The 25,850-nt window shown below is 72.4% G+C and carries 23 protein-coding genes; 8 read left to right on the forward strand and 15 right to left on the reverse strand.

What is annotated here, in order from left to right:
• Positions 1-5 precede the first annotated feature (5 nt).
• Complete coding sequence (locus ACIREO_RS14205) at positions 6-227, forward strand: DUF2277 domain-containing protein (RefSeq protein WP_404108841.1); 222 nt, start codon at positions 6-8, stop codon at positions 225-227.
• A 17-nt stretch (positions 228-244) separates the two neighbouring features.
• Here the strand turns inward: ACIREO_RS14205 and ACIREO_RS14210 are convergent, their stop codons facing one another.
• The 6 genes from ACIREO_RS14210 to ACIREO_RS14235 form a co-directional block, all read right to left on the reverse strand.
• Complete coding sequence (locus ACIREO_RS14210; RefSeq protein ID WP_404108844.1) at positions 245-919, reverse strand: DedA family protein; 675 nt, start codon at positions 917-919, stop codon at positions 245-247.
• Positions 920-1,126: 207 nt separating this feature from the next.
• Positions 1,127-1,585, reverse strand: a complete 459-nt coding sequence (locus ACIREO_RS14215) for a DoxX family protein (protein WP_404108846.1) — start codon at positions 1,583-1,585, stop codon at positions 1,127-1,129.
• Between the two features lie 114 nt (positions 1,586-1,699).
• Positions 1,700-3,379: an alkaline phosphatase D family protein gene (locus ACIREO_RS14220; protein WP_404108849.1), complete on the reverse strand. Its 1,680-nt coding sequence runs from the start codon at positions 3,377-3,379 to the stop codon at positions 1,700-1,702.
• 75 nt (positions 3,380-3,454) lie between these two features.
• Positions 3,455-4,099 (reverse strand): HNH endonuclease family protein, encoded by a 645-nt coding sequence (locus ACIREO_RS14225; protein WP_404108852.1) that lies wholly within the window; start codon positions 4,097-4,099, stop codon positions 3,455-3,457.
• Positions 4,100-4,484: 385 nt separating this feature from the next.
• Positions 4,485-5,147, reverse strand: a complete 663-nt coding sequence (locus ACIREO_RS14230; protein ID WP_404108855.1) for an HAD-IA family hydrolase — start codon at positions 5,145-5,147, stop codon at positions 4,485-4,487.
• A gap of 211 nt (positions 5,148-5,358) precedes the next feature.
• Positions 5,359-6,324 (reverse strand): peptidoglycan-binding protein, encoded by a 966-nt coding sequence (locus tag ACIREO_RS14235; RefSeq protein WP_404108857.1) that lies wholly within the window; start codon positions 6,322-6,324, stop codon positions 5,359-5,361.
• 139 nt (positions 6,325-6,463) lie between these two features.
• On the opposite strand from ACIREO_RS14235, the gene ACIREO_RS14240 reads away from it, so the two are divergent.
• Entirely contained in the window at positions 6,464-8,509 is a 2,046-nt protein-coding gene (locus ACIREO_RS14240) for a DHA2 family efflux MFS transporter permease subunit (RefSeq protein ID WP_404108860.1), read from the forward strand.
• A gap of 14 nt (positions 8,510-8,523) precedes the next feature.
• Here the strand turns inward: ACIREO_RS14240 and ACIREO_RS14245 are convergent, their stop codons facing one another.
• Entirely contained in the window at positions 8,524-9,000 is a 477-nt protein-coding gene (locus ACIREO_RS14245; RefSeq protein ID WP_404108863.1) for a GNAT family N-acetyltransferase, read from the reverse strand.
• Between the two features lie 222 nt (positions 9,001-9,222).
• Between ACIREO_RS14245 and ACIREO_RS14250 the strand changes: the two genes are divergently transcribed.
• Positions 9,223-11,271 carry a bifunctional glycosyltransferase 87/phosphatase PAP2 family protein gene (locus ACIREO_RS14250; protein WP_404108866.1) on the forward strand — a complete coding sequence of 683 codons (2,049 nt, stop codon included), beginning with the start codon at positions 9,223-9,225 and terminating at the stop codon, positions 11,269-11,271.
• Between the two features lie 81 nt (positions 11,272-11,352).
• Here ACIREO_RS14250 and ACIREO_RS14255 read toward each other — a convergent pair whose 3' ends face one another.
• Positions 11,353-12,711 carry an MFS transporter gene (locus ACIREO_RS14255; RefSeq protein ID WP_404108868.1) on the reverse strand — a complete coding sequence of 453 codons (1,359 nt, stop codon included), beginning with the start codon at positions 12,709-12,711 and terminating at the stop codon, positions 11,353-11,355.
• Positions 12,712-12,887: 176 nt separating this feature from the next.
• Positions 12,888-13,550: a TetR family transcriptional regulator gene (locus ACIREO_RS14260; RefSeq protein ID WP_404108871.1), complete on the reverse strand. Its 663-nt coding sequence runs from the start codon at positions 13,548-13,550 to the stop codon at positions 12,888-12,890.
• 195 nt (positions 13,551-13,745) lie between these two features.
• Here ACIREO_RS14260 and aroQ point away from each other — a divergent pair, with 195 nt between their 5' ends.
• The 3 genes from aroQ to ACIREO_RS14275 are packed head-to-tail and all read left to right on the forward strand — an operon-like array spanning position 13,746 to position 16,928.
• Positions 13,746-14,216, forward strand: a complete 471-nt coding sequence (aroQ, locus tag ACIREO_RS14265; protein WP_404108874.1) for a type II 3-dehydroquinate dehydratase — start codon at positions 13,746-13,748, stop codon at positions 14,214-14,216.
• Entirely contained in the window at positions 14,213-15,076 is an 864-nt protein-coding gene (locus ACIREO_RS14270) for a shikimate dehydrogenase (RefSeq protein WP_404108876.1), read from the forward strand. Before aroQ ends, ACIREO_RS14270 begins: the two co-directional genes overlap by 4 nt.
• A gap of 55 nt (positions 15,077-15,131) precedes the next feature.
• Positions 15,132-16,928, forward strand: coding sequence for a bifunctional sugar phosphate isomerase/epimerase/4-hydroxyphenylpyruvate dioxygenase family protein (locus tag ACIREO_RS14275; protein WP_404108878.1), 1,797 nt, complete (start codon positions 15,132-15,134; stop codon positions 16,926-16,928).
• Here ACIREO_RS14275 and ACIREO_RS14280 read toward each other — a convergent pair whose 3' ends face one another.
• Genes ACIREO_RS14280 through ACIREO_RS14300 form a run of 5 tightly spaced genes read right to left on the reverse strand, consistent with a single transcriptional unit; the run spans position 16,929 to position 22,558 of the window.
• Positions 16,929-17,747: an ECF transporter S component gene (locus ACIREO_RS14280; RefSeq protein ID WP_404108881.1), complete on the reverse strand. Its 819-nt coding sequence runs from the start codon at positions 17,745-17,747 to the stop codon at positions 16,929-16,931.
• Positions 17,744-19,459 carry an ABC transporter ATP-binding protein gene (locus tag ACIREO_RS14285; protein ID WP_404108884.1) on the reverse strand — a complete coding sequence of 572 codons (1,716 nt, stop codon included), beginning with the start codon at positions 19,457-19,459 and terminating at the stop codon, positions 17,744-17,746. Before ACIREO_RS14285 ends, ACIREO_RS14280 begins: the two co-directional genes overlap by 4 nt.
• Positions 19,456-20,601 (reverse strand): energy-coupling factor transporter transmembrane protein EcfT, encoded by a 1,146-nt coding sequence (locus ACIREO_RS14290; protein ID WP_404108887.1) that lies wholly within the window; start codon positions 20,599-20,601, stop codon positions 19,456-19,458. Before ACIREO_RS14290 ends, ACIREO_RS14285 begins: the two co-directional genes overlap by 4 nt.
• Complete coding sequence (locus tag ACIREO_RS14295) at positions 20,598-21,308, reverse strand: SCO2322 family protein (protein WP_404108889.1); 711 nt, start codon at positions 21,306-21,308, stop codon at positions 20,598-20,600. The genes ACIREO_RS14290 and ACIREO_RS14295 overlap by 4 nt, the downstream gene beginning before the upstream one ends.
• A complete protein-coding gene (locus tag ACIREO_RS14300) occupies positions 21,305-22,558 on the reverse strand; it encodes a prenyltransferase/squalene oxidase repeat-containing protein (RefSeq protein WP_404108891.1) in 1,254 nt (417 codons plus the stop codon). Before ACIREO_RS14300 ends, ACIREO_RS14295 begins: the two co-directional genes overlap by 4 nt.
• Before the next feature lie 271 nt (positions 22,559-22,829).
• Between ACIREO_RS14300 and ACIREO_RS14305 the strand changes: the two genes are divergently transcribed.
• Positions 22,830-23,336 (forward strand): hypothetical protein, encoded by a 507-nt coding sequence (locus ACIREO_RS14305; protein ID WP_404108894.1) that lies wholly within the window; start codon positions 22,830-22,832, stop codon positions 23,334-23,336.
• 358 nt (positions 23,337-23,694) lie between these two features.
• Here the strand turns inward: ACIREO_RS14305 and ACIREO_RS14310 are convergent, their stop codons facing one another.
• Positions 23,695-24,300: a TetR family transcriptional regulator gene (locus tag ACIREO_RS14310; RefSeq protein ID WP_404108896.1), complete on the reverse strand. Its 606-nt coding sequence runs from the start codon at positions 24,298-24,300 to the stop codon at positions 23,695-23,697.
• 232 nt (positions 24,301-24,532) lie between these two features.
• On the opposite strand from ACIREO_RS14310, the gene ACIREO_RS14315 reads away from it, so the two are divergent.
• On the forward strand, positions 24,533-25,846 hold the full coding sequence (locus ACIREO_RS14315; protein ID WP_404108899.1) for a glycosyltransferase family 4 protein: 1,314 nt from the start codon (positions 24,533-24,535) through the stop codon (positions 25,844-25,846).
• Positions 25,847-25,850: the final 4 nt, after the last annotated feature.

Raw genomic sequence — 25,850 nt, forward strand, 5'->3', positions numbered from 1 at the left:
GAGACATGTGCCGCAGCATCAAGACGCTTCGTCCACCGTCCATCCCCGAAGAGGCCACCGAGGAGGAGATGAGAGCCGCCGCCCTGCAGTACGTGCGCAAGGTGTCGGGGTTCCGTGCGCCCGCCGCGCACAACCAGGAGGTCTTCGACCGTGCGGTGGCCGAGATCACCGAGGCCACCCAGCGGCTGCTGGACGGCCTGGAGATACGGGGCGCCGCCCGGGCCTGAGCCGGCCGCGCGGGCCGTCAGGTCCCGGCCGGGGCTCCGGTGACCGGGGCCGTTGTGGCCGGGGCGGCCGAGGTGTGGGCGGGGCGGCGGACGACGAGTGCCGCGAGGGCGCCCGCGAGGAACAGGGCGAGGACCGAGACGGCCGTGCCCAGCCAGCCCGCGCCCAGCCACTGGCCGCCGAAGTAGCCGAGACCCACGCTGTAGACCGCCCAGGCCACACCGGCGACGGCCGACCAGGGCAGGAACTCCTTCACCTTGCGGTGAGCCGCTCCCGCACCCAGGGAGACGACGGAGCGGCCGGCCGGGGCGAACCGGGCGACGACGACCAGCGCGCCTCCGCCCCGGCTCAGCGCCGTGCCGAGACTCTCCTGTGCGGAGGTGAGGCGGCGGGAGCGGGCGATGGCCCGGTCGAGGCGTTCCCCGCCGCGCCACGCGAGGCGGTAGGCCACGAGGTCGCCGAGCACCGAGGCGGTGGCCGCGCAGAGGGTCAGCACCAGCAGTGAGGGCACCTGCCGGGTGGCCTCGCCGGCCGCGGCGGTGACCGTGGTCGTGCTCGCGGCTGCGGCCGTGGCCGCGGTGATCACCAGCACGCCGCTGGGGAGGACGGGCAGGAAGACGTCCAGAAGTACCGAGAGGGCGACCACTGCGTAGATCCATGGGCTGCCGGTCAGGGCACCCACACTCTCGAGCACTTTCTACTCCCCGTTCCCGTGTTCCGTGTCAACGCCGCGACGTCGCAGGGGAGCGGCAGGAGCGGCAGGGTCAGCTGTACAGCGTACGCCTGCCGTTCACCCTGTTCACCTGGTATTCGCCGGGCGGACGCCCGATGTCGTGCAGGTCACGTACGACGCCGGCCCCCCTCGGGTGGAGGGGGGCCGGGGCGGGGGAGTGTGGAGGGCTCAGACCGAGACGGCCTGGGCCTTCTCGGGGGCGGGCTCGCTCTCACGCGCGGAGCCGCCGCGCGAGGAGAAGAGCCGGTCCAGGGCGATCGCGCCGGGGCCGGTGAAGACCAGCAGGAGGAAGGTCCAGCAGAAGACGGCCGAGGCCTCGCCGCCGTTCTGCAGGGGGAACAGCGACTCCGGCTGGTGCACCTTGAAGTACGCGTAGGCCATGGAGCCGGAGGAGATGAGAGCGGCGAATCGGGTGCCGAGGCCGAGTGCGACCAGGATGCCGCCGACGAACTGGATCACCGCGGCATACCAGCCCGGCCAGGTGCCGGCGGGCACGGCGCCACCGCCCATGGAGCCGCCGAGGACTCCGAACAGTGAGGCGGCGCCATGGCAGGCGAAGAGGAAACCGATGACGAAGCGGAAAAGGCCGAGTGCGTAGGGCTGGGCCCGGTTCAGGCGTATGAACATGGGGGGTGGGGCTCCTTCGGTCTGGGGACGTGAACCGATCGGGCCCCACAGGTTAGGGTGGCCTCAGTATTACTTGCAAGTTCAACATTCTGTCGAGTGTCTGAAAATTGGTCATCAGTTCGACGTCAGGTCGCGCTCCAGTACCGTCTCGAGCTGTGCTCCCGTGGGGGTCGCTCTGGCCTGAACCAATGTCAGCGCAGCTTTCCGGCCATGCAGAGTGAGGGTCATGAGCTGATTGCCGAACCACGGTCCGCCCGTCTTCTGCCACCGCATCGGCGGGCTCCCCGTCCGCCCGTGCAGCGTCAGCGCGCGCCCGAGCCACCGGCCGGCCCGGCTCCAGCCGAAGCGGAAGCCGGTGCGTATGTAGGCGGGGATGGAGTTGTGGACGGGAGAGCAGGTCAATTGCAGGACGCGGGCGGCGGTAGTGCCGTCCGGGGCGGAACCGGACCACTGGGGCTCCGCGACGTACGCGTGGTGCACATCACCCGAGAGCACACATACCGTCGCAGGCGCGGCGGGCCCGCTTCCCGCCTCCCTCAGCAGGTCCGACAGGCGGCGGAAGGACTCGGGGAACGCGGCCCAATGCTCCAGGTCAGCGGCCCGGCGCACCTTCTCCCCGAGACGTGCCCAGCGTTCGCCCCGGCCCCCGCGGCACAGGGCCGCGTTCCAGGTCTCCGCGTCGTGTATGAGGGGCGGCAGAAGCCATGGCAGCGAGGTGCCGATCAATAGATGGTCGTATGCGCCGGCGTCCGCGAGCGTCTCGTCGCGCAGCCACCGTTCCTCCTCCTCGCGGAGCATCGACCGCTGCTGCTCCTCGAGGGACCGGGCCGCCCGGGTGTCCACCATCAGCAGCCGTACTCGGCCGAAAACACGCCGGTAGCTCCACCGGGTCCGCGTGGGGTCGGCGTCCGCCGCCGCCGCGTGGTCGCGCAAAGTCTCGGTGCCGTCCGGGACGGCGCGTACGGCCGCGTAGACCGGGTCGGCCTCCAGGGCGTCGGGGGAGAGGTTGCCGAGGTGTTGGTAGACCCAGTACGACATGAGTCCGCTGACGATGCGCTCGTGCCACCACGGCGTGCGACGCATCTCCTGGAGCCAGGCGGCGCTGGTGTTCCAGTCGTCTATGACGTCGTGGTCGTCGAAGATCATGCAGCTGGGGATCGTGGAGAGCAGCCACCGCACGTCCGGGTCGCGCCAGGACTCGTCGTAGAGATGGGTGTACTCCTCGTAGTCAGCGACCTCCGTGCCGGGCGCCTCGTCGAGATCGCGGCGGGCCGCGAGCCGTCTCTGGGTGACCTGCGACGTCTCGTCCGCGTACACCTGGTCACCGAGGAGCAGGAGGACGTCGGGGCGTACCGCTTCGGGGTCGGCGGCGAGACGCGCGGCCAGGGTGTCGAGCGCGTCGGGGCCGATGGGGTCCTGCCCGTGCCCGTGCGCGGGCGGGGCCGCCCAGCGGCAGGACCCGAACGCGACCCGGACCGGTGCGGCGTCGTCCGGCTGCGGTACGGCGGGTGTGGTGATGGTGCTCGGCGGGAAGCCGGAGTCCTCGGGCGGCCATACGCGGCGGCCGTCGAGCAGCACCTCGTACGGCGTGGCCGAGCCGGGTGCCAGGCCCGTCACCACCACCAGGGCGTAGTGGTGCCCCTGGACGGCGAACGTGGGTGAGACCCCGCCCGCCCCGTCCGCGCAGCGGACCTCCGCCGTGCAGGGCCGGGTCGCCTCCACCCAGACCGTCGCCCGTGAACCGGACTCCCAGTCGACGTACCTCAGCAGCGGTCCCAGGCGTAGCCCGGCCATGTGTGCCCTCCTCGCGTCGCCGTGACCAATGGCTCCGTAGGTTACGGAACGGCGGAGGAGGGCGGGGAGGGCGGTTCAGCAGCCGCTGAGGGCGGACTGCAGGGCGCTCTTCTCGGTGGAGTCGACGGTGAGGTCGTAGTGGTGCTTCACGTGCACCCAGGCGCGGGCGTAGGTGCAGCGGTAGGCGGCGCGTGACGGGAGCCACTCGCCCGGATCCTGGTCGCTCTTGGACTGGTTGACGTTGTCGGTGACCGCGATGAGCTGTGGCCGGGTCAGGTCATTGGCGAAGGACTGGCGTTCGGCGTTGGTCCAGCCACTGGCCCCGGAGCGCCAGGCCTCGGCGAGCGGCACCATGTGGTCGATGTCCAGATCGGAGGCGGCGGTCCAGGTGGCGCCGTCGTACTCCGAGTACCAGCTGCCGCTGGTGGCGGCGCAGGCGGAATCCTGGACGACGCCGGTGCCGTCGCGTTCCAGCACCACCTCACGGGTGTTGCAGCTTCCCGACTGGGTGATCCAGTGCGGGAACTTGTCGCGGCTGTAACCGGAGGAGGAGCCCTCGGTGGAGACGGTGAGCTGGGTCAGGTACGTACGGGCGGTCGAGGCGCTGACCGGGGTGGGCATCGCGGCCTGGGCGGCCGGGGCCGTGAGGAGCCCGGTGGTTGCGGCGAGCGCGGCCGAGGCTGCGACGACGGCTATGCGACGCGCGTAGATGCCGGACATGCGAACTCCCTTGATGTGGGGGGACGTTGAGCTGGCGACCTGCGGAGCCAGGCCATCGTGGCGGCGCCGGGTTTCGGTGGGGTGGTCGCCAGGTAACAGAGTGGCGACATGCGCACGTCACATCAAGGGGTAGGACGGTCGGTCTGACGTCCCGTCCGAAGTCTGTTCGACGCCGGGGGCTGACGGGCCGGCAGTTCGAGGGGTGGGGAGACCGTGGTGCGGCTGCGGGCCGCTACCGGTCGGGCCCCGCGCTGGACGAGCTCGGGGCGCGGCGGGGGAGGGGAGGTGGAGGCCTGGGCGCGCCCACCCTCCCCGGAGTCGCCGTGCGGCTGTTCGTCCTGGTGGCGGTGCTGACGGGGTGGGGAGTGCGTGCCGGGAGAGGGGTCTACCGCGCGTCGATGTGCAGGCGGATCGAGCCGTCCCCGGCCGCCTCCACCCGGAGGTGCGTCAGGTCCTCGACGTGGGCGTCGGGGGAGAGTGCGGCCGCACGCGGGCCGACGCCCACGACGCGCATCCCGGCCGCACGGCCCGCCGCGATGCCGGCCTCGGAGTCCTCGAACACGATGCAGTCCGCCGGGTCGAAGCCCAGCTCGGCCGCGCCCTTGAGGAAGCCCTCGGGGTCCGGCTTGCTGGCGCCGACCATCTCGGCGGTGACGCGGGTCTCCGGCACCGGCAGGGCGGCGGCCGTCATCCGGGCCTGGGCGAGGGCCTCGTCGGCCGAGGTCACGAGGGCGTGCGGGAGTCCGGCGATCGACGCCATGAAGGCGGTGGCGCCGCCGACGGGCACCACGCCGTCCGTGTCGGCGGTCTCCTCGGCGAGCATGATCCGGTTCTCCGCGTAGTTCTGCTCCATGGGGCGGTCCGGCAGCAGGGCGGCCATCGTGGCGTAGCCCTGGCGTCCGTGGACCACCTTGAGCGCCGCCTCGGGGTCGAGCCCCTGTGCGGTCGCCCAGCGGCGCCAGCAGCGTTCCACCACCGCGTCGGAGTTCACGAGGGTGCCGTCCATGTCCAGCAGGAGGGCGCGGGCTTCGAGGACGGTGGCCGACATCGGCATGCTCCAGAGCGCGGGTGAACAGCTCGTAGCTGCGGTGAAGAAAAATTGCTGGTGAAGAAAACAAGTAGCCCCGCCCGCCGGTCAGGGAGAACGAGCGGAGGCTACTTTGTTCCATCACGATACAAAAACCTTCGCCGAAACGCCAATCCTGCGGACCGGGGCCGTCGTAACGCCCGTGCCGACGCGGATCCGCCCCGCGGTGCCCTCAGGGCCGCCGCCCGTCGCCGCTCGTCCGCTCCTCCAGGGCGCGACGGGTCTCCGGCCCGTAGACGCCCGACGGGTCGTCCTTGACCGACACCCACCTCTGGAACTCGGCGACGGACTCCTCCACGTTCTCCGAGTAGTAGCCGTCCTCCTTGTCCCGGTAGGCCCGGACCTCCTGCAGCCGCCGCTGGAGCTCTGAGACCTCCGCGCCGCGGTCCCCACGCCGCAGCGTGTTCCCGGACGCCATCTCGGCAGGCGGCGCTGCCGCTGTCGTGGCGGGGGTCCTCGTCGCGGACACGGACGGCGACGGCGTCTTCGAAGCGGGGGCCGAAGGCGACGCCGACGTGCTCCCCGACGGAGAAGGTGACGTCGAGGGCGACGCCGATGCCGACCGGGACGGCGTGGTCGAGGGGGACGCGGACGGGGACTCCGACACGGAGGTGGCCGGCCCGCCGCTCATGGCCGGCGCGCTCGTCGTGACCTCGGGCAGCGCCGCCTCCCGGCCGTCCTCGTCGTCGAACAGCCCGCTCGCGAAAGCGGCCGTGCCCACCACCGCGGCCACCGCCGCCCCCACGGCGGCAACGGCGAACGGCCGCCGACGGCGCGGCTGCACGGGATCGGGCCCGCCGCCCGCGTAGGCAGCGGCGGTACGCCGATGGGCCTCGTCGCCCGCGACGGCGTCGGGCAGGGCGCCCGGCCCGGAGCCCCGAGCGGGCCCCGGTGCTCCCGCCGGCGCGCCGTCCAGGAACAGAGGCATCGTCGTGTCCGCCGTCGGCGCACCGGATTCCGGGGTGTCATCGCTGGTCAGCGTCACATACGGCCGGATCCGCAGCGGGTCGAAGTCCTCGGCCGCCGCGATCTCCGCCGACCGTGCGTCGCGCTCGGCGGGACGGGCTCCGCAGGCACACCCCGTCCCGGGTCTCGCGCTCCGCTCGCCGCCGCACTCCGGGCATATGTGTCCGGTCATCGTGGGTTCCCCTCCCCATTGAACTGCCAGCGATTATGCAGGCCGCCACGGGGAAGCCCAACGCCCGTACCGCTGCTCGGCAGGCCATAACGGCACAGAACAGCCAGGATAGGGGTGAAGCGGACCCGAGGAGATGCTCATGGCCCAGCAGTTGAGCCCGCCACCCCTTGCAGGAGGTGAGGGGCGGTCCCGGCGGAATGTCCTGGTGTCCATCGGCGCGCTGCTTCTCGGCATGCTGCTCGCCGCACTCGATCAGACCATCGTGTCCACGGCTCTGCCCACGATCGTCAGCGAACTGGGCGGCCTGGACCATCTGTCCTGGGTGGTGACCGCCTACCTGCTGGCGGCGACCGCGGCGACCCCGCTCTGGGGCAAGCTCGGAGACCAGTACGGGCGCAAGAAGCTCTTCCAGACGGCCATCGTCATCTTCCTCATCGGCTCCGCACTCTGCGGCATGGCCCAGAACATGCCGCAGCTGATCGGCTTCCGCGCCCTCCAGGGGCTCGGCGGCGGCGGGCTGATGGTGCTGTCGATGGCGATCGTCGGCGACATCGTCACCCCGCGTGAGCGAGGCAAGTACCAGGGCCTGTTCGGCGCCGTCTTCGGTGTGACCAGCGTGCTGGGACCGCTGCTCGGCGGCTTCTTCACCGAGCACCTCAGCTGGCGCTGGGTCTTCTACATCAACCTGCCCATCGGCATCGTCGCGCTGCTCGTCATCGCCGCGGCGCTCCACATCCCGGTCCGCCGCACCAAGCACACCATCGACTACCTGGGCACCTTCCTCATCGCCTCCGTCGCCACCTGCCTGATCCTCGTCGCCTCACTCGGCGGGACCACCTGGGCCTGGAGCTCCGTGCAGATCATCGCCCTCGCGGCCCTCGCCGTGGTGCTGCTCGTGGCCTTCGTCGCGGCCGAGCGCCGGGCGGCCGAACCCGTGCTGCCGCTGAAGCTGTTCCGGATGCGGACCTTCAGCCTCGTCGCCGCCATCAGCTTCGTCATCGGTTTCGCGATGTTCGGCGCCATGACCTATCTGCCGACCTTCCTCCAGGTCGTGCACGGCATCACCCCGACCATGTCCGGTGTGCACATGCTGCCCATGGTCCTCGGGCTGCTGATCACCTCGACCGGCTCCGGCCAGATCGTCAGCCGGACGGGCCGGTGGAAGGTCTTCCCCATCGCCGGCACCGCCCTCACGACCGTCGGCCTGCTGCTGCTCCACACGCTCTCCGAGACCAGCTCCACCTGGGCGATGAGCCTCTGCTTCTTCGTCTTCGGCGCCGGACTCGGCCTGGTGATGCAGGTGCTCGTGCTGATCGTGCAGAACTCCGTCGGCTACGAGGACCTCGGCGTCGCCACGTCCGGGGCGACCTTCTTCCGGTCCATCGGCGCGTCCTTCGGCGTGGCCGTGTTCGGGACCATCTTCACCAACCGGCTGACCGGAAAACTCGAGGACGCGCTGAGCGGCCGTTCCCTTCCGTCGGGTGTCGACGCCGGGTCCCTGTCCGCCGACCCGCGGGCCATCGGCCGGCTCCCGGCCGACCTGCGCCCCTCGGTACTGAGTGCCTACTCGACCTCGATCACCGATGTCTTCCTCTACGCCGTCCCCGTCGTCCTCGTCGCGTTCGTCTTCGCCTGGTTCCTCAAGGAGGAGCCCCTGCGCGGGTCGGTGATGGCTCCTGACCCCAGCGAGACCCTGGCATCCAACCCGGTCCAGCGTTCCTCGTACGACGAATGCGCCCGCGCCCTTTCGGTGCTCGCCACCCGTGAGGGGCGGCGGGAGATCTACGAGAAGATCACCGCGAAGGCGGGATATGACCTGCAGCCCGCCGCCAGCTGGCTGCTGCTGCGCATCAAACGGCACGGTGCCGTCGAGCCAGGCCGGCTGGCCGAGGTCGCCCCCGTGCCGCTGAGGGTGATCACCTCGGCCGCACGCCAGGTGGAGGGGCTCGGCTACGCCCGGCGCGAGGGGATGCAGCTGGTGCTCACCGACCGGGGCGCGGAGGCCGTGGTCCGGCTCTCCCAGGCCCGCGAGGAGTCCCTGGCCGAGCTGCTGGGCGACTGGTGGGGCCCTGACCGGCCCACCGACCTGATCCGTCTGGTGACGGAACTGTCGGCCGAGGTGAGCGGGTCGAGCAAGGAGCGGCCGCACATGCCCGAACCGCGCCGCGACCACTCGGTGGGCTGAGCGACCGCGGGAGCTCAGAGCTCCTTGGCGAACCAGTGCTCCGCGTAACGGCCGCGGTTGAACGCCGGGATCTCCGCGTACCCGTGCTTCTCGTACAGCCCGCGTGCCTCCACCAGGTCGTTACGGGTGTCGAGCCGGATCCGCCGCACCCCGTACGCCCGCGCGGCGCTCTCGATGCCCGCGAGCAGCAGGCCGCCACCGCCCGTCGAGCGGAAGGCGGGCCGGACGAAGACCCGGGTCAGCTCCGCCGTCGCCGCGTCGACCAGCCGCAGGCCCGCGCAGCCGGCCGGCTTGCCGCCGTACCGCCCCACCAGGAACTCCCCGGTGGGCGGGACGAGCCGGTCGACGCCGTCGTCCCTCAGCCCGTCGTCGATCTCCGCCGTGGTCGCGGGCCGGCCCCAGTAGCGGCTCGCCACCTCGTCGTAGTAGTCCCGCCGCAGCAGGGACGCCTCGGGGCTGCCGAAGTGCTCGGGGGTCACGGTCCACGTCATTGATCCATTCTGGCCGGTGCGCGACGGGGTGACGAACCATTAACGGCTGCACCCGGCCTCACGGCGCTCGGCTCATCGGGAATCGGGCATTCTTTCGGCAAATCGGTGGTGACAGTCAGGCTAAGTGGGGGTTGATTGGGTCTATCCGACAGGGCAGTGCGAGGCTTCATCCGCACATACCCGGGCCGGGACAGTGCATGAAAACGGGAGGGTCGGCGCAGCGTGACAGATGTGGAGCGCAGTGTGCGGGGGGACGCGGCGGCGGATCCGGGGGCGAGGGCCGCAGCGGCGAGAGCCGTCCTGTGGCTGCTCGTCGGCGTCCTGGCGGTACGGCAGGTGGCGGTGGTACTCAGACAGCCGCCCGGCGAACGCCTCACCGATCTGGAGACCTGGACCGGCGCGACCGGGGTCCTGCACATCGCGGGGTCCCTGTACGACCCGGGCCGGTTCACCGGGACGCCGTTCGCCGGGCTGGTGCTGAGGCCCCTGACCGTCTCGGCCGAACAGGCGCTGGGCGTCGTATGGACCTTCGGTTCGCTGCTGCTCGTCGTGCTGCTCGGCTTCGTCGCCGTCCGCGCCCTGCCCGCACCCGTGAGCCGGCGTACCGCGTTCCTGGCAGCGCCCCTCGCGATCACCCTGCTGATGGTGTCGCTGCCCGTCCGCACCACCCTGCATCTGGGCCAGACCAGCATCCTGCCGGTGCTGCTGGTGCTCCTCGCCTGTTTCGCGGTACGCGGTGAGCGCCTCCCCGGTGTGCTGACCGGTATCGCCGCCGCACTCCAGCCGGCCGTCCTGCTCTTCGCCGTCCTGTTCTGGCTGACCGGCAGACGCAGGGCCGCCGCCACCGGTGGTGCCACCTTCGCCGTCTGCACGGCGCTCGCCTGGGCGGTGATGCCGCGTGACTCCTGGGCGTACTGGGTGCACCATCTCGCGGGCGCCGGCCTCGGCGCGCGCCCGGACAGCCTGGCCAACCAGTCCCTGCACGGCGCGTTGCTGCGGTTGGGACTCCAGGGACCCCTCGAGATCGCCCTGTTCCTGGTCCTGGCCGCCGCCGTCGTGTTCCTCGGCCTGCGCCGTGCGGTCCGCTACGCGCGGGACGGGCAGCTGCTCCTGGCCGTCGCGATCACGGGCTGCGTCGCCGTCGCCGTGTCGCCCACCGCATGGCAGCACCAACTGCTCTGGGTACTGCTCGCCGTCGTCGGCCGTGCAGGCACCCGGGCCTCGGACCGGCTGGTCTGGCCGGCGGTCGTGGTGCTCGTCCTCACCCTGCCGGGGAAGATGCTGCTGCCGAACGTCGGCGTGGTCCTTCCCGTACGCGACAACGTGCTGCTCGTCGCCGCACTCGGCGCGGCCTGCGCCGTGCCGTTCCTGTCCCGCACCTCGCCCCACTGGCAGCGGCCGGTCCCCACGGACTACGCGAAGCCGGTGCCGGCGCGTTACGCGTGGGTGCCGCTGCTGCCGTTCTGGCGCCGGGTGCTCAGCCGCCCCAACCTGCTGCTGGAACTCCTGCTCATCCGGGTCGTCTACTCCGCGTACGCGAAGGTCCGGCTGGCGGCCACCGCCGGGCGCTCCACCGCCGAGGAGCACGGCCGGCAGATCCACTCCGCCGAGCAGTGGCTGCACATCGACATCGAGCACTGGGCCAACCACGCCGTCGTCTCCGTCCCGTGGCTGCGCGACTTCTTCGACTACTACTACTCGACGTTCCACTTCATCGTGCCGCTCGTGATTCTCGGGGTGCTGTACGTGCGCCGGCCCCCGGACTACCGATGGGCCCGCAGCACCATCGGCTTCGCCACGGTCCTCGCCCTGCTCGGCTTCTGGCTGTACCCGCTGGCACCGCCGCGCCTGATGCCGGGACTCGGCTTCATAGACACGGTCCACGGCGTGCAGGACCTCGACAGCCCCGATTTCGGTGCGCTGACCGCGATGACCAACCAGTACGCGGCGATGCCGTCCCTGCACTTCGGCTGGTCGCTGTGGTGCGGTGTGGTGATCGCCCTGCTCGCGCCGAAGGCGTGGATGAAGGTCCTGGGGCTGCTGCACCCGCTGTTCACGGTCTCCGCCATCATCGCCACGGGCAACCACTGGGTGCTGGACGCGGTCGGCGGTGCGGCGGTGGTGGCCGCCGGCTTCGGCCTGACGTACGCCCTGTCCGGGCCGCGCAGGCTCCAGGCCGCCGCGGGCACCGGGGCGGCCGGACCGCCGGACCGGGCGGCCGTCCCCGCCGACGGGGAACCCGTTCCCGAACCGGCGGCCAGCAAGGCGTAGGAACCGGCGGCCAGCAAGGCGTAGGAACCGGCGGTCAGCAAGGCGTAGGGCCCGTGCACGGGCCCTACGCCGGGCCGGGGCTCAGGCCTTGACCGACGCCCCGGCCTCCGTCGCCGCCTCGCCGTTCCGCTCCCCGAGCTGCTCAGTCTCCACATGAGCGGTCTCGCGCGCGGAGAGCGCCGCGACGACCGGCGGCAGACAGAGCGCGGCGGCGAAGACCGCGACTCCGGCCCAGTTGTCGCCGTCGGGGCCGGCGATCTGCGAGGCGAAGGCCACGGCGAAGCCCGCGATGGCGAAGCCGGTCTGGGTGCCGATCGCCATGCCGGAGAGCCTGACCCGGGTGGGGAACATCTCGGCGTAGAAGGCGGGCCAGATGCCGTTGGCCGCGCTGTAGACGACGCCGAAGACCAGCACCCCGAGGATCAGGACCAGTGGGTAGCTGCCGGTGGAGATCGCCCACAGGTACAGGGGCATCGTCACCGCGCTGCCCACGGCTCCGACGAGGAAGACGGGACGGCGTCCGACGCGGTCGGAGAGCCGTGCCCACAGCGGGATGGTGAACAGGGCGACCACATTGGCCAGCGCGCCCACCCACAGCATGCCGGTGCGGCTCATACCGACGGCGTCGCTGGTCGCGTACGACAGCGCCCAGACGGTGAAGATCGTGCTGACCGTGGCGATCACGGCGGCCGCGACGACCCGCAGCACATCGGCCCAGTGGTCGCGCAGCAGGACGGCCAGCGGCATCTTCGCCACGCCCTCGGTCGCCGCCTGCTTGGTGAAGACCGGGGTCTCCTCCAGGGTGCGCCGGATGACGTATCCGGTGACCGCGACGGCGACGCTCAGCCAGAACGGGACGCGCCAGCCCCAGGACAGGAGCTGCTCCTCGGGCAGGGCGGCGACCGGGATGAAGGCCAGGGTCGCGATCAGCTGACCGGCCTGTGTCCCGTTGATGGTGAAGCTGGTGAAGTAGCCGCGCCGGTGCTGCGGCGCGTGTTCCAGGCTCATCGAGTTGGCACTGGCCTGCTCGCCCGCCGCGGATATCCCCTGCAGGATCCGCAGGAGGACGAGCAGCACGGGTGCGGCCCCGCCGATCTGGTCCCGGGTGGGCAGACAGCCGATGAGGAACGTCGAGAGCCCCATCAGTATCAGCGTGAAGACCATGATCTTCTTGCGGCCGACCCGGTCCCCGAAGTGCCCGAGGAAGAGCGCGCCGACCGGACGGGCCGCGTAGGCGACACCGAAGGTGGCCAGTGACAGCAGGGTCGCGTTGGCCGGGTCGGACGCGTCGAAGAAGACCTTGGGGAAGATCAGCGCCGCCGCGCTGCCGTAGATGAAGAAGTCGTAGTACTCCAGCGCGCTGCCGATCCAGGCGGCGAGCGCGGCCTTACGGGGCTGGGCCTGGGGTGGGGGAGCGGGGGCAGGGGCGTGAGCGGTCACGTCGGGCTCCTTCGGGGACGTTCCGTGGGGGGAGGAACGAGCGGACCCAGGCTAATTAACGCACTAGGTAGTTAGTTGCGGATGGCTACGGATGCTGCGAGCAGTTGGCGTCCCTGTCAAGGGTTCGCGCAGAATCGGCCCCGGTCCGCGAGGCCTCCGGCCCGCGACGCCCGGCCCTACTCCGCCCGGTCGGCGGTGAGATACGCGATGATCATGTCGCCCAGCATGGCCCGGTAGTGCTCGCGCCGGCCGGTGTCCACCAGGTCGCGGCCGAAGAGCGCGCCGAAGGTGTGTCTGTTCGCGATGCGGAAGAAGCAGAACGAGCTGATCATCGCGTGCAGATCCACGGCGTCGACATCCGCCGTGAACAGCCCCGACGCGCGTCCCGTGTCGAGAATGCGCCGCAGGACCTCGATCGCCGGGGAACCGATACGGCTCAACTCGGCGGATGCGGCGATGTGTTCGGCCTCGTGGATGTTCTCGATGCTGACCAGGCGGATGAAGTCCGGGTGGTCCTCGTGGTGGTCGAAGGTGACCTCGGCCAGCCGGCGCACCGCCGCCACGGGGTCGAGATGTTCGACGTCCAGCAGCTGCTCGGCCTCCCGGATCCTGGTGTACGCGTGCTCCAGGACCGCGGTGAACAGCTGCTCCTTGCCCCCGAAGTAGTAATAGATCATCCGCTTCGTGGTGCGGGTGCGGGCGGCGATCTCGTCGACCCGGGCACCCGCGTACCCGATGCGGGCGAACTCCCGTGTCGCCACGGTGAGGATCTCGTCCTTGGTGCGCGCCGCGTCGCGGGTCCGCACGGCGGGCTGGGCTGGGCCTTCGGTGCTGGTCATCCGGATCCTTCGCGGCAGGCAGGTGCGTGCCCGCGATTCTAGATCCGGTGCCCGGGGCGGCCGATCCGGCCCGGGGTCTTCCCTGGACGGACATCTTTCGGTATGACTAACTAACCAGTCCGTACATTAGTCGCCGCACTCCACGGCCGCACTCCACGGCCGCACTCCACGGCCGCACTCCACGGGAAGTGAACGATGCCGAACACACCGGCCCCGCCCCCCGGCGTACCCGTCCTCGTGCTGAACGGGCCCAATCTCAACCTGCTGGGCCTGCGCGAGCCGGAGGTGTACGGGAAGGACACCCTGGCCGGCATCGACGAGCTCTGCCGGAGCACCGCGGCTCCACTCGGGCTGCGCGCCGACTGCCGGCAGAGCAACCATGAGGGGGTGCTCATCGACGCCATCCACGAAGCCCGCACCGCGCACCGGGGCATCGTGATCAACCCCGCCGGATACAGCCACACCTCGGTCGCTGTGCGCGACGCGCTCGCCGCCGTGGAGCTGCCCGTCGTGGAGGTCCACCTCTCCAACATCCACCGGCGGGAGGCCTTCCGCCACCACAGTTACGTCTCGGCCGTCGCCGACACCGTCATCTGCGGGGCGGGCGCCCACGGTTACGCCCTGGCGCTCACCCACCTCGCCCTGCTCCTGGAGGTCAGCCGGTGAGCCCGGACTCCTATCTCGTCGGCCTCATCGGCTCGGGTATCGGCCCCTCGCTCAGCCCGGCGCTCCACGAACGCGAAGCGGACCGGCAGGGCCTGCGCTACCTCTACCGCCTCATCGACATCGGCACGCTCGGTGTCCCGCCGGAGAAGACCGGTGAACTCGTCCGCTCCGCACGTGACATGGGATACGACGGCCTCAACGTCACCCACCCCTGCAAGCAGCAGGTCCTCGCCCACCTCGACGCGCTCTCGCCGCAGGCCGAGGCGCTCGGTGCGGTCAACACCGTGGTCTTCGACGGCGACCTCGCCGTCGGCCACAACACCGACGCGACCGGCTTCGCCGCCTCCTTCGCGCGCGGTCTGCCCGAAGCCCCGCTGGAGCGAGTGGTGCAGCTGGGGGCCGGCGGTGCCGGAGCCGCCGTCGCCCACGCCCTTCTCGCCCTGGGCGCGGGCCGGCTCACCGTGCTGGACGCGCTGCCCGACCGGGCCGAGGCACTTGCCGCCTCACTGAACCACCACTTCGGCCCCGGTCGGGCGGCGGCGGCCGACCTCCTGGACATCGCGGCGCGGACGGCGGGAGCCGACGGCCTGGTCAACGCCACGCCCATCGGCATGGCCGCCCACCCCGGGCTCCCGCTCCCCGCGGACCTGCTGCACCCCGGGCTGTGGGTCGCCGAGGTCGTCTACCGGCCGCTGGACACCACGCTCGTCCGCACCGCCCGCGCCCTCGGCTGCCCCACCCTCGACGGCGGAGGCATGGCCGCCTATCAGGCCGCCGACTCCTTCCGGCTCTTCACCGGCCGCGAGCCCGACACCGCCCGCATGCTCGCCGACATCGCCGATCTGACCTCCGCGCCCTGAGAGCCCCACCGAAGCACCGCCCCACCGACTTGCCGAAGCCCGCAGGAGGACCGACATGCGTACGTCCATCGCCACCGTCTCGCTCAGCGGCACGCTCACCGAGAAGCTCACCGCGGCGGCGCGCGCCGGCTTCGACGGTGTCGAGATCTTCGAGAACGACCTGACCGGGAGCCCGCTGAGCCCCGAGGAGATCCGGGAACGGGCGGCCGACCTGGGTCTGACGATCGACCTCTTCCAGCCGATGCGCGACATCGAGGCCGTTCCCGCCGACGAGTTCGCCCGGAATCTGCGGCGCGCCGAGCACAAGTTCCGGCTGACGCGCAGGCTCGGCGCCGACACCGTCCTGGTCTGCTCCAGCGTGTCCCCGTACGCCGTCGACGACGACGCCCTCGCCGCCGGGCAGCTGCGCCGGCTGGCCGGCCTCGCGCAGGAGTACGGGATCCGCGTCGCGTACGAGGCGCTGGCGTGGGGCCGTCATGTCAGCACGTACGAACACGCCTGGCGCATCGTCGAGGCGGCGGACCACCCCGCCCTCGGGGTCTGTCTGGACAGCTTCCACATCCTGGCCCGGGGCTCCGACGTCGCGGGGATCGAGGCCATCCCGGGGGAGAAGATCTTCTTCCTGCAACTCGCCGACGCCCCGCAGATGTCCCTCGACGTCCTGCAGTGGAGCCGCCACCACCGCTGCTTCCCGGGCCAGGGCGACCTCGACGTCACCGGACTCGTGAGGGCCGCGGTCCGCGCCGGCTACGACGGGCCCCTCTCCCTGGAGGTGTTCAACGACGTCTTCCGTCAGGCGGACGCGGGCCGCACCGCGGTGGACGCCCTGCGCTCGCTGACGCTGCTCCAGGAGTCGGCGGGGCTGACGGCACCTCCGGCACCGGTCGTTCCCACCGGGTTCGCCTTCGTCGAGATCGCCACGGCCGACACCGCCAGGATCGCGCCGCTGCTGACCGCGCTGGGTTTCTCCCGTACGGCCAGGCACTCCGGAAAGCCGGTGGACCTCTGGGAACAGGGCGAGGCACGCATCCTGCTCAACACCGACACCGGCAGCCACCCGCCGGAGCCCGCGCTCACCGCGGTGGGCCTGGAGAGCCCCGACCCGGCGGAAGCCTCCGAACGCGCCGAGTCGCTGCTCGCCCCGGTCCTGCCACGGCGCCGCGCCCCCGGTGACGCCCCGCTGGACGCGGTGGCCGCGCCCGACGGCACCGAGTTCTTCTTCTGCGTCACCGACCGCACCGGCGACAGCGGCTGGACCCATGACTTCGCACCCGCCCCGCACACCCCCGCCCCCATCGGGATCACCCGCGTCGACCATGTCGCACTGACCCAGCCCTGGCACCAATTCGACGAGGCGACCCTCTTCCACCGCGGCGTACTCGGTCTGCGCCCGCACGCGAGCGTCGACCTCGCCGACCCGTACGGACTGCTCCGCAGCCGCGCCGCGAGCAACGAGGACGGCACCGTGCGCATCGCCCTCGGTATCGGGGCGTCCCCCACCCAGGACCCGGCCCGGGGTGGAGGAGGCCCGCAGCACGTGGCCCTGGTCACCGACGACCTCGTCACCACGGTCCGCCAGGCCCGTGCGGCCGGTGCCCGGCTGCTGCCCGTTCCCGCCAACTACTACGACGACCTGGCCGCGCACTACGAGTTCGCCCCGGGCGAGCTGGAGACCTACCGCGAGCTCGGCATCCTCCACGACCGCGACGAGAAGGGAGAGTTCCGGCACTGCTACACCGTGACGACCGGCCGCGTCTTCTTCGAACTCGTGGAGCGCGTCGGCGGCTACGACGGCTACGGCGCCCGCAACGCCCCCGTCAGGCTCGCCGCGCAGCACGCACTGGCCGACTGATCAGCCAGGGAGGCCCTCGAAGTCGGCCCGCGCGTCGAACGCGGCGCGGCGGGTCGCCCGGCGCAGCGCTCTCAGCAGCGTCGGGCCGACGGCCACGGTCAGGGCGACGGTGAGGACGGCGCGGCCCAGGTCCCAGCCGAGCGAGGTGGCGGTGCAGTAGGCGAAGAAGCGGACCAGGTTCTCGTGGAGCGGGTCGCCCGCGACGAAGGAGACTCCCGAGCCGAGCCCCGGCACGAGCGTCCAGCCGTACAGATTCATCACCGTGCCGTACGCGAACGCCGCCACGAAGCCGTACCCCGCCAGCATCAGCAGCTCGCCCCGGCCGCGTAGCCGGTCCGGGCCCGGCAGCAGGCCCGCGCCCATGGTGAACCATCCCATCGACAGCATCTGGAACGGCATCCACGGCCCGACCCCGCCCGTGAGCAGCGCCGAGGCGAACATCGTGACCGAGCCGAGCACGAATCCGAAGCCCGGCCCCAGGACCCGGCCGCTCAGCACCATCAGGAAGAACATCGGCTCCAGGCCGGCCGTCCCCGCGCCCAGCGGACGCAGCGCCGCACCGACCGCCGCGAGGACGCCCAGCATCGCGACGGCCTTCGCGTCCAGACCGGAGTCCGCGATCGTCGCGAGGACCACCCCGACGAGCAGCACCAGCAGGACGGCGAACAGCCACGGCGCGTCCTGCGCGTGAGCGAGACCTGAGCCCGCCCCCGCCAGCAGCGGCCAGCCGAAGGCGACAAGACCGACCGCGCTGATCAGGACGAGCGCGGCGACGGCGTGCGGACCGAGCCGGACCGGGCGGGTGGACCCGGCCGTCATCCGAGAGCCTCCAGAGCCCTGCGTACCTGCGACACCGTCAGCCACTCACGCGGAGCCAGGATCTTCGCGGTCTGCGGGGCGAAGGCGGGTGAGGAGACCACGACCTGGCGGGTCGGGCCGTCGGCGACGGCCTCACCGTCGGCCAGGATCACCACCCGGTCGGCCAGCTCCGCCGCCAGCTCCACATCGTGCGTGGCCAGGATGATGGCGTGGCCCTCGGCGGCCAGCCGGCGCAGTACGCCGACGAGCCGCCCCTTCGCCGCGTAGTCCAGGCCGCGCGTCGGCTCGTCCAGGAGGAGGAGCGGGGGACGGGCGGTGAGCACCAGGGCGAGCGCCAGCGCGAGCCGCTGGCCCTCCGAGAGATCACGGGGGTGGACGTCGTCCGGCACCCCGGGCAGCAGCTCGGAGACCAGCGCCCGGCAACTGCCCTCGGGCGCCCCCGCGTCGGAGTCGGCCGCCGCGCACTCGGCGGCGACCGTGTCCGCGTACAGCAGGTCGCGCGGCTCCTGCGGTACGAGCCCGACCCGGCGCACCATCTCGCGCGGCGGTGTACGGGACGGGTGCAGGCCGCCGACGAGGACGGATCCCGTGGTCGGCTCGGTCATCCCGACGAGGGACGTCAGCAGCGTCGACTTCCCCGCGCCGTTGCGGCCCATCAGTGCCACGGTCTCGCCCGGTGCCACGGACAGCGTCACCCCGCGCAGCGCCTGGACCCTGCCGTGCCGCACCCCGAGCCGCTCGATCCGGGTGACGGGGTCCAGGACCGGGGGTTCCGCGGGGGCGGCGTCGGGGCGGCGGCCGAACAGCCGGCTCAGGAGACCGGAGCGGGCGGCGGCCGGAGCGGGGAGCGGGGCGACCGCGGTGTCCGCCGGGGCCGCACGCGCCGGCGGCTCCACATCGGCGAGGCGCTCCCGCAGGCCCACCGCACGGCGCCGGGCGTCGCGCACCGACAGCGGCAGCGGGTCCCAGCCCACGAGCCTGCCCAGGGCCACCACCGGCGGCCGGACGGGAGAGATCGCCATGATGTCGGCGGGCGCGCCCATCACCGGGGCGGCGCCCGGCGTGGGCAGCAGGAGGACCTGGTCCGCGTACTGCACCACACGCTCCAGCCGGTGCTCGGCCATCAGCACCGTCGTGCCCAGGTCGTGCACCAGCCGCTGAAGAACCGCAAGGACGTCCTCGGCGGCGGCCGGGTCCAGGGCGGACGTCGGCTCGTCGAGGACCAGGACCCTGGGGTGCGGGGTGAGGACGGAGCCGATCGCGACCCGCTGCCGCTGGCCTCCGGAGAGCGTGGCGATCGGCCGGTCACGCAGCTCGGCGAGCCCCAGCAGGTCGAGCGTCTCCTCGACGCGGCGTCGCATCACGTCCGGGGCGAGGCCCAGCGACTCCATGCCGTACGCCAGCTCGTCCTCTACGGTGTCCGTCACGAAGTGGGCGAGCGGATCCTGGCCCACCGTGCCGACCAGATCGGCGAGTTCACGCGGCTTGTGGGTGCGGGTGTCACGGCCGCCGACCGTGACCCGGCCGGTCAGCACCCCGCCGGTGAAGTGCGGCACAAGACCGGACACGGCACCCAGCAGAGTCGACTTGCCGACGCCGGACGGTCCGACGACCAGCACCAGTTCGCCTTCGGGGATCGTGAGGTCGGCCCCGGACAGGGTGGGGCGCTCGGCACCCTCGTAACGTACCGAGACGTTCTCGAACCGGATCATGGGCGCTCCTTGGAGTCCGAGAGGGAAGCGGGCAGCGGTGCCACCACGGAGGGCAGCAGCCCGATCAGTACAGCGGCGGCGGGCCACAGAGGCAGTACGGGGGCGGTGAGCGGGACGACGCCCGGGCTGAGGGCTTCCGGGGCCGCGGCGCCCGCCCAGATCATGGCCGCCGCGACGGCCGCGCCCGAGGCCGCGACGAGCCAGGCGCGTACGCCCCACAGGTCGGGCCGGTAGCGGGTACGCACCGAGCGGCGCCCGCCGAGCCTGAGCCCGGCCATCGCCGCGACCAGCCCGGCCAGCAGCAACGGCAGCCCGTGCACGGCGCCCTGCGCGGCCAGCAGCCCGTACGTCCCCGCGCACACGCCCAGCAGCCCGCCGAGCGTCAGCACATGGGTGGTGCGGCGGACGGCGGGTGGAACCCGCGCGGTGCGCCCGTACCCCCGCGCGTCCATCGACGCCGCCACGGCCACCGAACGCTCCAGAGCGCCCTCCAGCACCGGCAGCCCGATCTGGAGCACCGCCCTGACCCCGCCGGTCGGACGGCCGCGCAGCCTGCGGGCCGTCCGCAGCCGCGCCACATCGGCGACCATGTTCGGCGCGAACGTCATCGCGACGACGACGGCGACCCCCACCTCGTACAGGGCGCCGGGCAGCGACTTCAGCAGCCGGGCCGGGTTGGCCAGCGAGTTCGCCGCACCGACGCAGATCAGCAGCGTGGCCAGCTTCGCGCCCTCGTACAGCGCGAACACCAACTGCTCCGCCGTGATCCGGCCGCCGATCCTGATCCCCTGCGCCCAGTCGGGCAACGGCACCCCCGGCATCGTGAGCAGGGTGTGCGAACCGGGGACCGAGGAGCCGAGGACGACGGAGAACACCAGCCGCACGGCGACGACGAACAGCCCGAGCTTGATGAACGCCCCGTACGAACGGGCCCACGGGGCGTCCGTACGGCGCGCCGCCACCACATAGCCCGCCACGCCCACCAGCAGTCCCAGCAGCAAAGGGTTGGTCGTACGGGACGCGGCGGTCGCAAGACCGAGTGCCCACAGCCACCAGGCCCCGGCCGGCAGAGCGTTGCTCCGGGTGGCGCCGGGGGCGCGCAGGGCAGGGTGGAGCCGGGCAGGGCCGGTGGAGCGGGTCATCGGCGGCGGCGGGCCTGCAGCACGGCGGCGACACCCAGGACGAGCACCGCGCCGACGCCGGTGAGCACACCGACCGACGGGCCGCCGCCGTCCGGGCCACCGTCACCGCCGTCCGGGCCACCGTCGCCGCCGTCCGGGCCACCGTCGGCGGCGGACGCCGTGGCCGGATCGCTGGAATCCGCTCCACCGGTGTCCCCGCCTACCTGCTCACCGCAGCCCGACCGCGGATAGCCCGAGATCGCGCAGAGCATCGCGGCGCTGTCGTAACGCAGCGGCTTCGCCACCGAGGCGAGGGCCTCCGCCGTGGTCGCGTCCGGCGCGACCCGCGCGCAGGCGGTACGCGGCGCGGGCGGCTTCTCGCCGTCCGGCGCGTCCGCGGCCGTACCCGGGTCGATGACCAGCGCGACGCGCTTGAGGCCGTCCTTCGCCGGGGTGTCCGCGCAGACCGCCCCGAAGCCCGGCGCGCGGCGCGGCTGCGCCGAGTTTTGGGAATCCGCGCTCACCGAGAAGCGGAAACCCTGCACCGCGCCGTCGTCCGGCCGGACCAGGGAGGGCCCTTGGGTGGCGTACGTCCAGTTCTTCCCGCCGTCACCCTCCCAGAACGACCAGTAGCGGTAACCGGCGGCCTGCGCACTCCCCGCGCCCAGCACGGCCAGGACGGCGCCGACGAGGAGGAGCACCGCCGCCGTGGCCCGACAGGCTCTCACAGCTGCTGGTTCTTCCGGCGTCCGCTGAGCAGGAAGCCGATTCCGGCGCCGAAGGCGAGACCGATGCCGATGATCCACCAGATGCCGAGGCCCTCGTCGTCGCTGCTCGTGTCCGCGGGCTTCTCGGGCGCCGTCGTGGTCGGTGAGGGCACGGCGGTGGCGGCGGGCGCCGGGCCCGTCGCGTTCAGCTGCCCGACGAGGTCGACGCCGCCGAAGTCACGGGCGTCGGTGCCGGTCGCGTGGGCGGCGAGCACCAGCTGGGCGGTGGCGGCGGGGCCGCCCTCCTTCGCCCAGCTCTGCGCGTGCTTCTCCAGATACCCGACCGCTCCGGCCGCCTTGTCCTTGTGGCCGGCCGCCGCGAGCGCCACGACCGCGTCCGCCGTGTTGCCGAAGTCCGGCTGCGGCTCCGAGTCCTCGGCGCCCGGCATCGGCGGCAGGTCCAGATGCCCCGACCCGGCGAGCGTCTCCGCCAGGTAGGAGGCGCCGTTCTGCGCGGACTGCTCGGGGGTGAGGCCGGTCCCCTTGGTACAGACGGGGGCCTTGGCCGCGTTGTAGTTCCCCGAGGCCATGCCCTTGCCCATCGCGCCGAGGACCGCGGCCGCCGTGGCGTCCGCGTTGGCGGTGAGCTCGCCCTTCTTGCCCGGCTGATAGGCGAACGCCCCGCCGTCCTCGCCCCCGCAGGGCAGCGCGAAGGTCTGCAGCGCCGTGTACGGAGTCTTCCCGCCCGCCGTGGTGACGTCGGCGACGGGCACGCCGGCCCGCGCCAGCGCCCCGGCCACGACACCGGTGGAGTTGGCGTCGCTCGGGCTGCCCGGGTTGTAGCCCCAGCCGCCGTCCTCGTTCTGTACGGACTTCAGCCAGGCGACCCCGTTGTCCACGACCTCAGGGTGCGCGGACAGCTCGACCATGGCCTGGACCGCGGCGGCCGTCGCGTTGGTGTCCGCGACCGTCTTGGTGTCGCAGGGCTTGGAGGCGTCGCGGTACGAGGCGAAGGCCCCGCTGTCGCACTGCTGGCCGACGAGCCAGTCCACCGACTGCGTGGCGGGCGTGACCAGCTCGATCTTCTGGGCGAGGAAGGACAGCGACTGGCGCCACACCCCGTCGTACGTCGGGTCCTTGGTGCCGTACAGCCCCGCCGGAAGATCGGGCGTGGACGGGGACGGGCTCGGCGCGGCGACCGCCGCAGGGGCGGCCGCTCCACAGAGCACGGCGGTGAACGCGAGCGCTGCAGCGCGGCGGCGGACGGACATGGCGGGCTGGGCCTCTCGAATGGGGTTTCCCCTGCTCGAGCCGGCCGAGCGCGTAGGGGTCGGGTCGGCGCCGGATTCGCACCGGCTCCCCCTGGTACGGGCATGATGAAGACCAGCCCACTCTACCGGGGAGCTCCCGAACTCTTCGGGGCGGACAGCCGCACCGTCCGGAACGCGACCCTTCCCAGCAGGTCAGAGCCCGTGCGAAACTCCGGCGGAGGGTCTCATGGGCGTGTGCCCGTGGGGTGGGACGACCGGGTGGGAAGCACCAGTGCGCAGACGAAGGACGGTGGCCGTCGCCGCCGTGGCGGCCGGATTCATGACGGTGACGACGGGCTGCGGCGTCCTGGCCGACAGCGGGAGCGCCCCGGTTCCCTCCCCGGAACCCACCCCGCAGTTCACCGCGCGGACGGTCTCCGACGAGATAGCCGGCTTCGCCGAGGCCGGAGGCCTCCCGCCCGGCGACACCTCCACGGGAGGGCTGCCGAAGGGCGAATGGCACACGTGCGTCGCGCCCTGGACGGGCTACGCGCCGGCGGCGGACTCAGCCGGAGCCTTCGAGGCGACGGTGATGCGGCTGCGACAGCACGACTGGGAGATCGTCTCCAGCCACGCCGAGCACGACGTCACCTACCGCACGCTCGCCAAGCGGGGCTGGAAGCTGTACGCCCGGTACTACGCAGTGGCGGACACCGGGCGGACCGTGTCCCTCACCGCCGTCGAGGACGGCTGCCGGCTGCCCGCGAAGATCAGGGGCGACTACGAGGACCCGGCCTGACAGCCGGAGTCGGCGATCACGCACCGGCCCGGCGGGCACGCGTCACGCATCAAGTGCTCCGCCACCATGCGGCCGCACCGGGGTAGTGCACCGGCCCCTGTGATGCGGGCGGCGGCGTCCTTACGGTGACGCCCACGGAGACTTCCCGGACCCGCCGGCACGACCTCCCCGCCCTCGCCGGGCGCACCGCCCTGGTCACCGGGGCCGCGAGCGGCATCGGACGGCGCCCGCGAACTCGCCGCCGCCTACGCCGAAGCCGCGCCCGCTGCTGCGCTACGACGAACGCCGTGGCACCCATCGCGTACGGACGCTTACGGACGCCACGGGCCTACTTCGGCGCGGCCCGGCCGGGCACGTCTCAGCCGGTGTCCGCCGGCAGGTCGATGAGTCCGCACACCGTCTCGATGTCCCGTCTCACCTGGGCGATGGACTCACGCCCCGACAGCCAGGCGATCAGCGTCGAGTGCCAGGTGTGCACGACGACCCGGACCACGGACAGCTGTTCCCGCGTGGGGTTCTCCACCCCCATCGCGTCCAGCACGATCGTCGTCGTCAGCCGGGACACGGCGTCCACCTCGGGGCTCACCCCACGGTCGGCGAAGGTCAGCGCCCGTACCATGGCGTCCGCCAGATGCGGCTCGCGCTGGAGCGCCCGGAAGGCCAGCATCAGCGTCCGGGCGACGCGCTCGGCGGCGTCGTCCCCGGCGGGCGGCTGCCTGCGGAGCGTGATGTGGAGATGCTGGAGCTGGTCCTGCATGAGGGCCACCAGCAGATGGACCTTGGACGGGAAGTAGCGGTACAGCGTGCCCAGGGCGACCCCGGCGGCGTCCGCCACCTCACGCATCTGCACCGCCTCGAAACCGCCCCGCCCCGCGAGCTGGGCACCGGCCTGCAGAATGCTGCGGCGGCGTGCCTCCTGGCGCTCCGTCAGGGGAGGCTCCGCAGGCCTGGCTTCCGCTGTCATCTGTCCCCATCCAAAAAGGGAGAACCGGTTCCCTGTCCGGCCGGGCGCCTGTTTTCGGGGGCGCACAGCATGCCAGGGTGTCTGCCGTGGCGCGAATCACCTGATCCGGCCGTCACGCCGACGCTACCTGCCGGTAGATTCGGTGCGGGTTGAACCACCCAGTCTGAAACTTGTTCTAGATTAGCGCGACCGGTTACGCTCCGGCGACCACGCAGCGAGAAGGGGGCCGAGTGTGACCGCTGAGGCCATAGAGACGGGCCCCTTCGCGGGCGGCAGCACCCCGGACACCGACGGTGACCGCCCGTTGCGCATCGCGCTCCTGACCTACAAGGGCAACCCCTTCTGCGGCGGCCAGGGCGTCTACGTCCGCCACCTCGGCCGCGAGCTGGCCAGGCTCGGCCACAGCGTCGAGGTGATCGGCGCCCAGCCCTACCCCGTACTCGACGAGGGCGTCCCGCTCACCGAGCTGCCGAGCCTCGACCTCTACCGCCAGCCCGACCCGTTCCGCACGCCGGGACCCGGCGAGTACCGCGACTGGATCGACCTCGCCGAGGTCGCCACCATGTGGACCGGCGGCTTCCCCGAGCCCCTCACCTTCAGTCTGCGGGCGCGCCGTCATCTCCTCGCCAGGCGCGGTGACTTCGACGTCGTGCACGACAACCAGACGCTCGGCTACGGCCTGCTCGGGGACCTCGGGGCGCCCCTCGTCACCACGATCCACCACCCCATCACCGTCGACCGGCAACTGGACCTGGACGCCGCGGAGTCCGTCCGTCGCCGGCTCTCCGTACGCCGCTGGTACGGCTTCACCCGCATGCAGAAGCGCGTCGCCCGCCGGCTGCCGTCCGTCCTCACCGTCTCCGGCTCGTCACAGCAGGAGATCGTCGAGCACCTCGGGGTGCGCCGGGACCGTGTCCGGGTCGTGCACATCGGGGCCGACACCGACCTCTGGTCGCCCGATCCCTCGGTCGCCGAGGTGCCCGGACGGATCGTCACCACCTCCAGCGCCGACGTCCCGCTCAAGGGCCTCGTCCACCTCGTGGAGGCCCTCGCCAAGCTCCGCACCGAGAACCCGTCGGCGCACCTCGTGGTCGTCGGCAAGCGGGCCGAACAAGGCCCCGTCGCCCGGGCCATCGAGCGCCACGGGCTCCAGGACGCCGTCGAGTTCGTCAAGGGCATCAGCGACACCGAGCTCGTCGACCTGGTCCGCGGCGCCCAGGTCTCGTGCGTCCCCTCGCTGTACGAGGGCTTCTCGCTGCCCGCCGCCGAGGCCATGGCCACCGGGACCCCGCTGGTGGCCACCACCGGCGGCGCGATCCCGGAGGTCACGGGGGCCGACGGGGAGACCTGTCTGGCCGTGCCGCCCGGCGACGCGGGAGCACTGGCCGCGGCGCTCGGCCGGCTCCTCGGCGACCGCGAACTGCGCGCCCGCCTCGGCGAGGCCGGCCGCGCCCGGGTGCTGGCCAGATTCACCTGGGCCAAGGCCGCCCTCGGCACCGTCGAGCTGTACCGTCAGTCGATCGCCGCCCGGGGGGCCCGCAGGTGAACGC

The sequence above is a fragment of the Streptomyces sp. NPDC102441 genome, from assembly GCF_044765585.1.
In the GTDB taxonomy this organism is placed as follows: Bacteria; Actinomycetota; Actinomycetes; order Streptomycetales; family Streptomycetaceae; genus Streptomyces.

Coding starts and splice junctions, on each gene's coding strand:
- ACIREO_RS14290 (WP_404108887.1), bottom strand. CDS start 20,601: ATGACCCGCTCCACCGGCCCTGCCCGGCTCCACCCTGCCCTGCGCGCC.
- ACIREO_RS14235 (WP_404108857.1), bottom strand. CDS start 6,324: ATGACCGGACACATATGCCCGGAGTGCGGCGGCGAGCGGAGCGCGAGA.
- ACIREO_RS14230 (WP_404108855.1), bottom strand. CDS start 5,147: ATGTCGGCCACCGTCCTCGAAGCCCGCGCCCTCCTGCTGGACATGGAC.
- ACIREO_RS14240 (WP_404108860.1), top strand. CDS start 6,464: ATGGCCCAGCAGTTGAGCCCGCCACCCCTTGCAGGAGGTGAGGGGCGG.
- ACIREO_RS14310 (WP_404108896.1), bottom strand. CDS start 24,300: ATGACAGCGGAAGCCAGGCCTGCGGAGCCTCCCCTGACGGAGCGCCAG.
- ACIREO_RS14245 (WP_404108863.1), bottom strand. CDS start 9,000: ATGACGTGGACCGTGACCCCCGAGCACTTCGGCAGCCCCGAGGCGTCC.
- ACIREO_RS14215 (WP_404108846.1), bottom strand. CDS start 1,585: ATGTTCATACGCCTGAACCGGGCCCAGCCCTACGCACTCGGCCTTTTC.
- ACIREO_RS14280 (WP_404108881.1), bottom strand. CDS start 17,747: ATGACGGCCGGGTCCACCCGCCCGGTCCGGCTCGGTCCGCACGCCGTC.
- aroQ (WP_404108874.1), top strand. CDS start 13,746: ATGCCGAACACACCGGCCCCGCCCCCCGGCGTACCCGTCCTCGTGCTG.
- ACIREO_RS14205 (WP_404108841.1), top strand. CDS start 6: ATGTGCCGCAGCATCAAGACGCTTCGTCCACCGTCCATCCCCGAAGAG.
- ACIREO_RS14285 (WP_404108884.1), bottom strand. CDS start 19,459: ATGATCCGGTTCGAGAACGTCTCGGTACGTTACGAGGGTGCCGAGCGC.
- ACIREO_RS14300 (WP_404108891.1), bottom strand. CDS start 22,558: ATGTCCGTCCGCCGCCGCGCTGCAGCGCTCGCGTTCACCGCCGTGCTC.
- ACIREO_RS14275 (WP_404108878.1), top strand. CDS start 15,132: ATGCGTACGTCCATCGCCACCGTCTCGCTCAGCGGCACGCTCACCGAG.
- ACIREO_RS14220 (WP_404108849.1), bottom strand. CDS start 3,379: ATGGCCGGGCTACGCCTGGGACCGCTGCTGAGGTACGTCGACTGGGAG.
- ACIREO_RS14260 (WP_404108871.1), bottom strand. CDS start 13,550: ATGACCAGCACCGAAGGCCCAGCCCAGCCCGCCGTGCGGACCCGCGAC.
- ACIREO_RS14225 (WP_404108852.1), bottom strand. CDS start 4,099: ATGTCCGGCATCTACGCGCGTCGCATAGCCGTCGTCGCAGCCTCGGCC.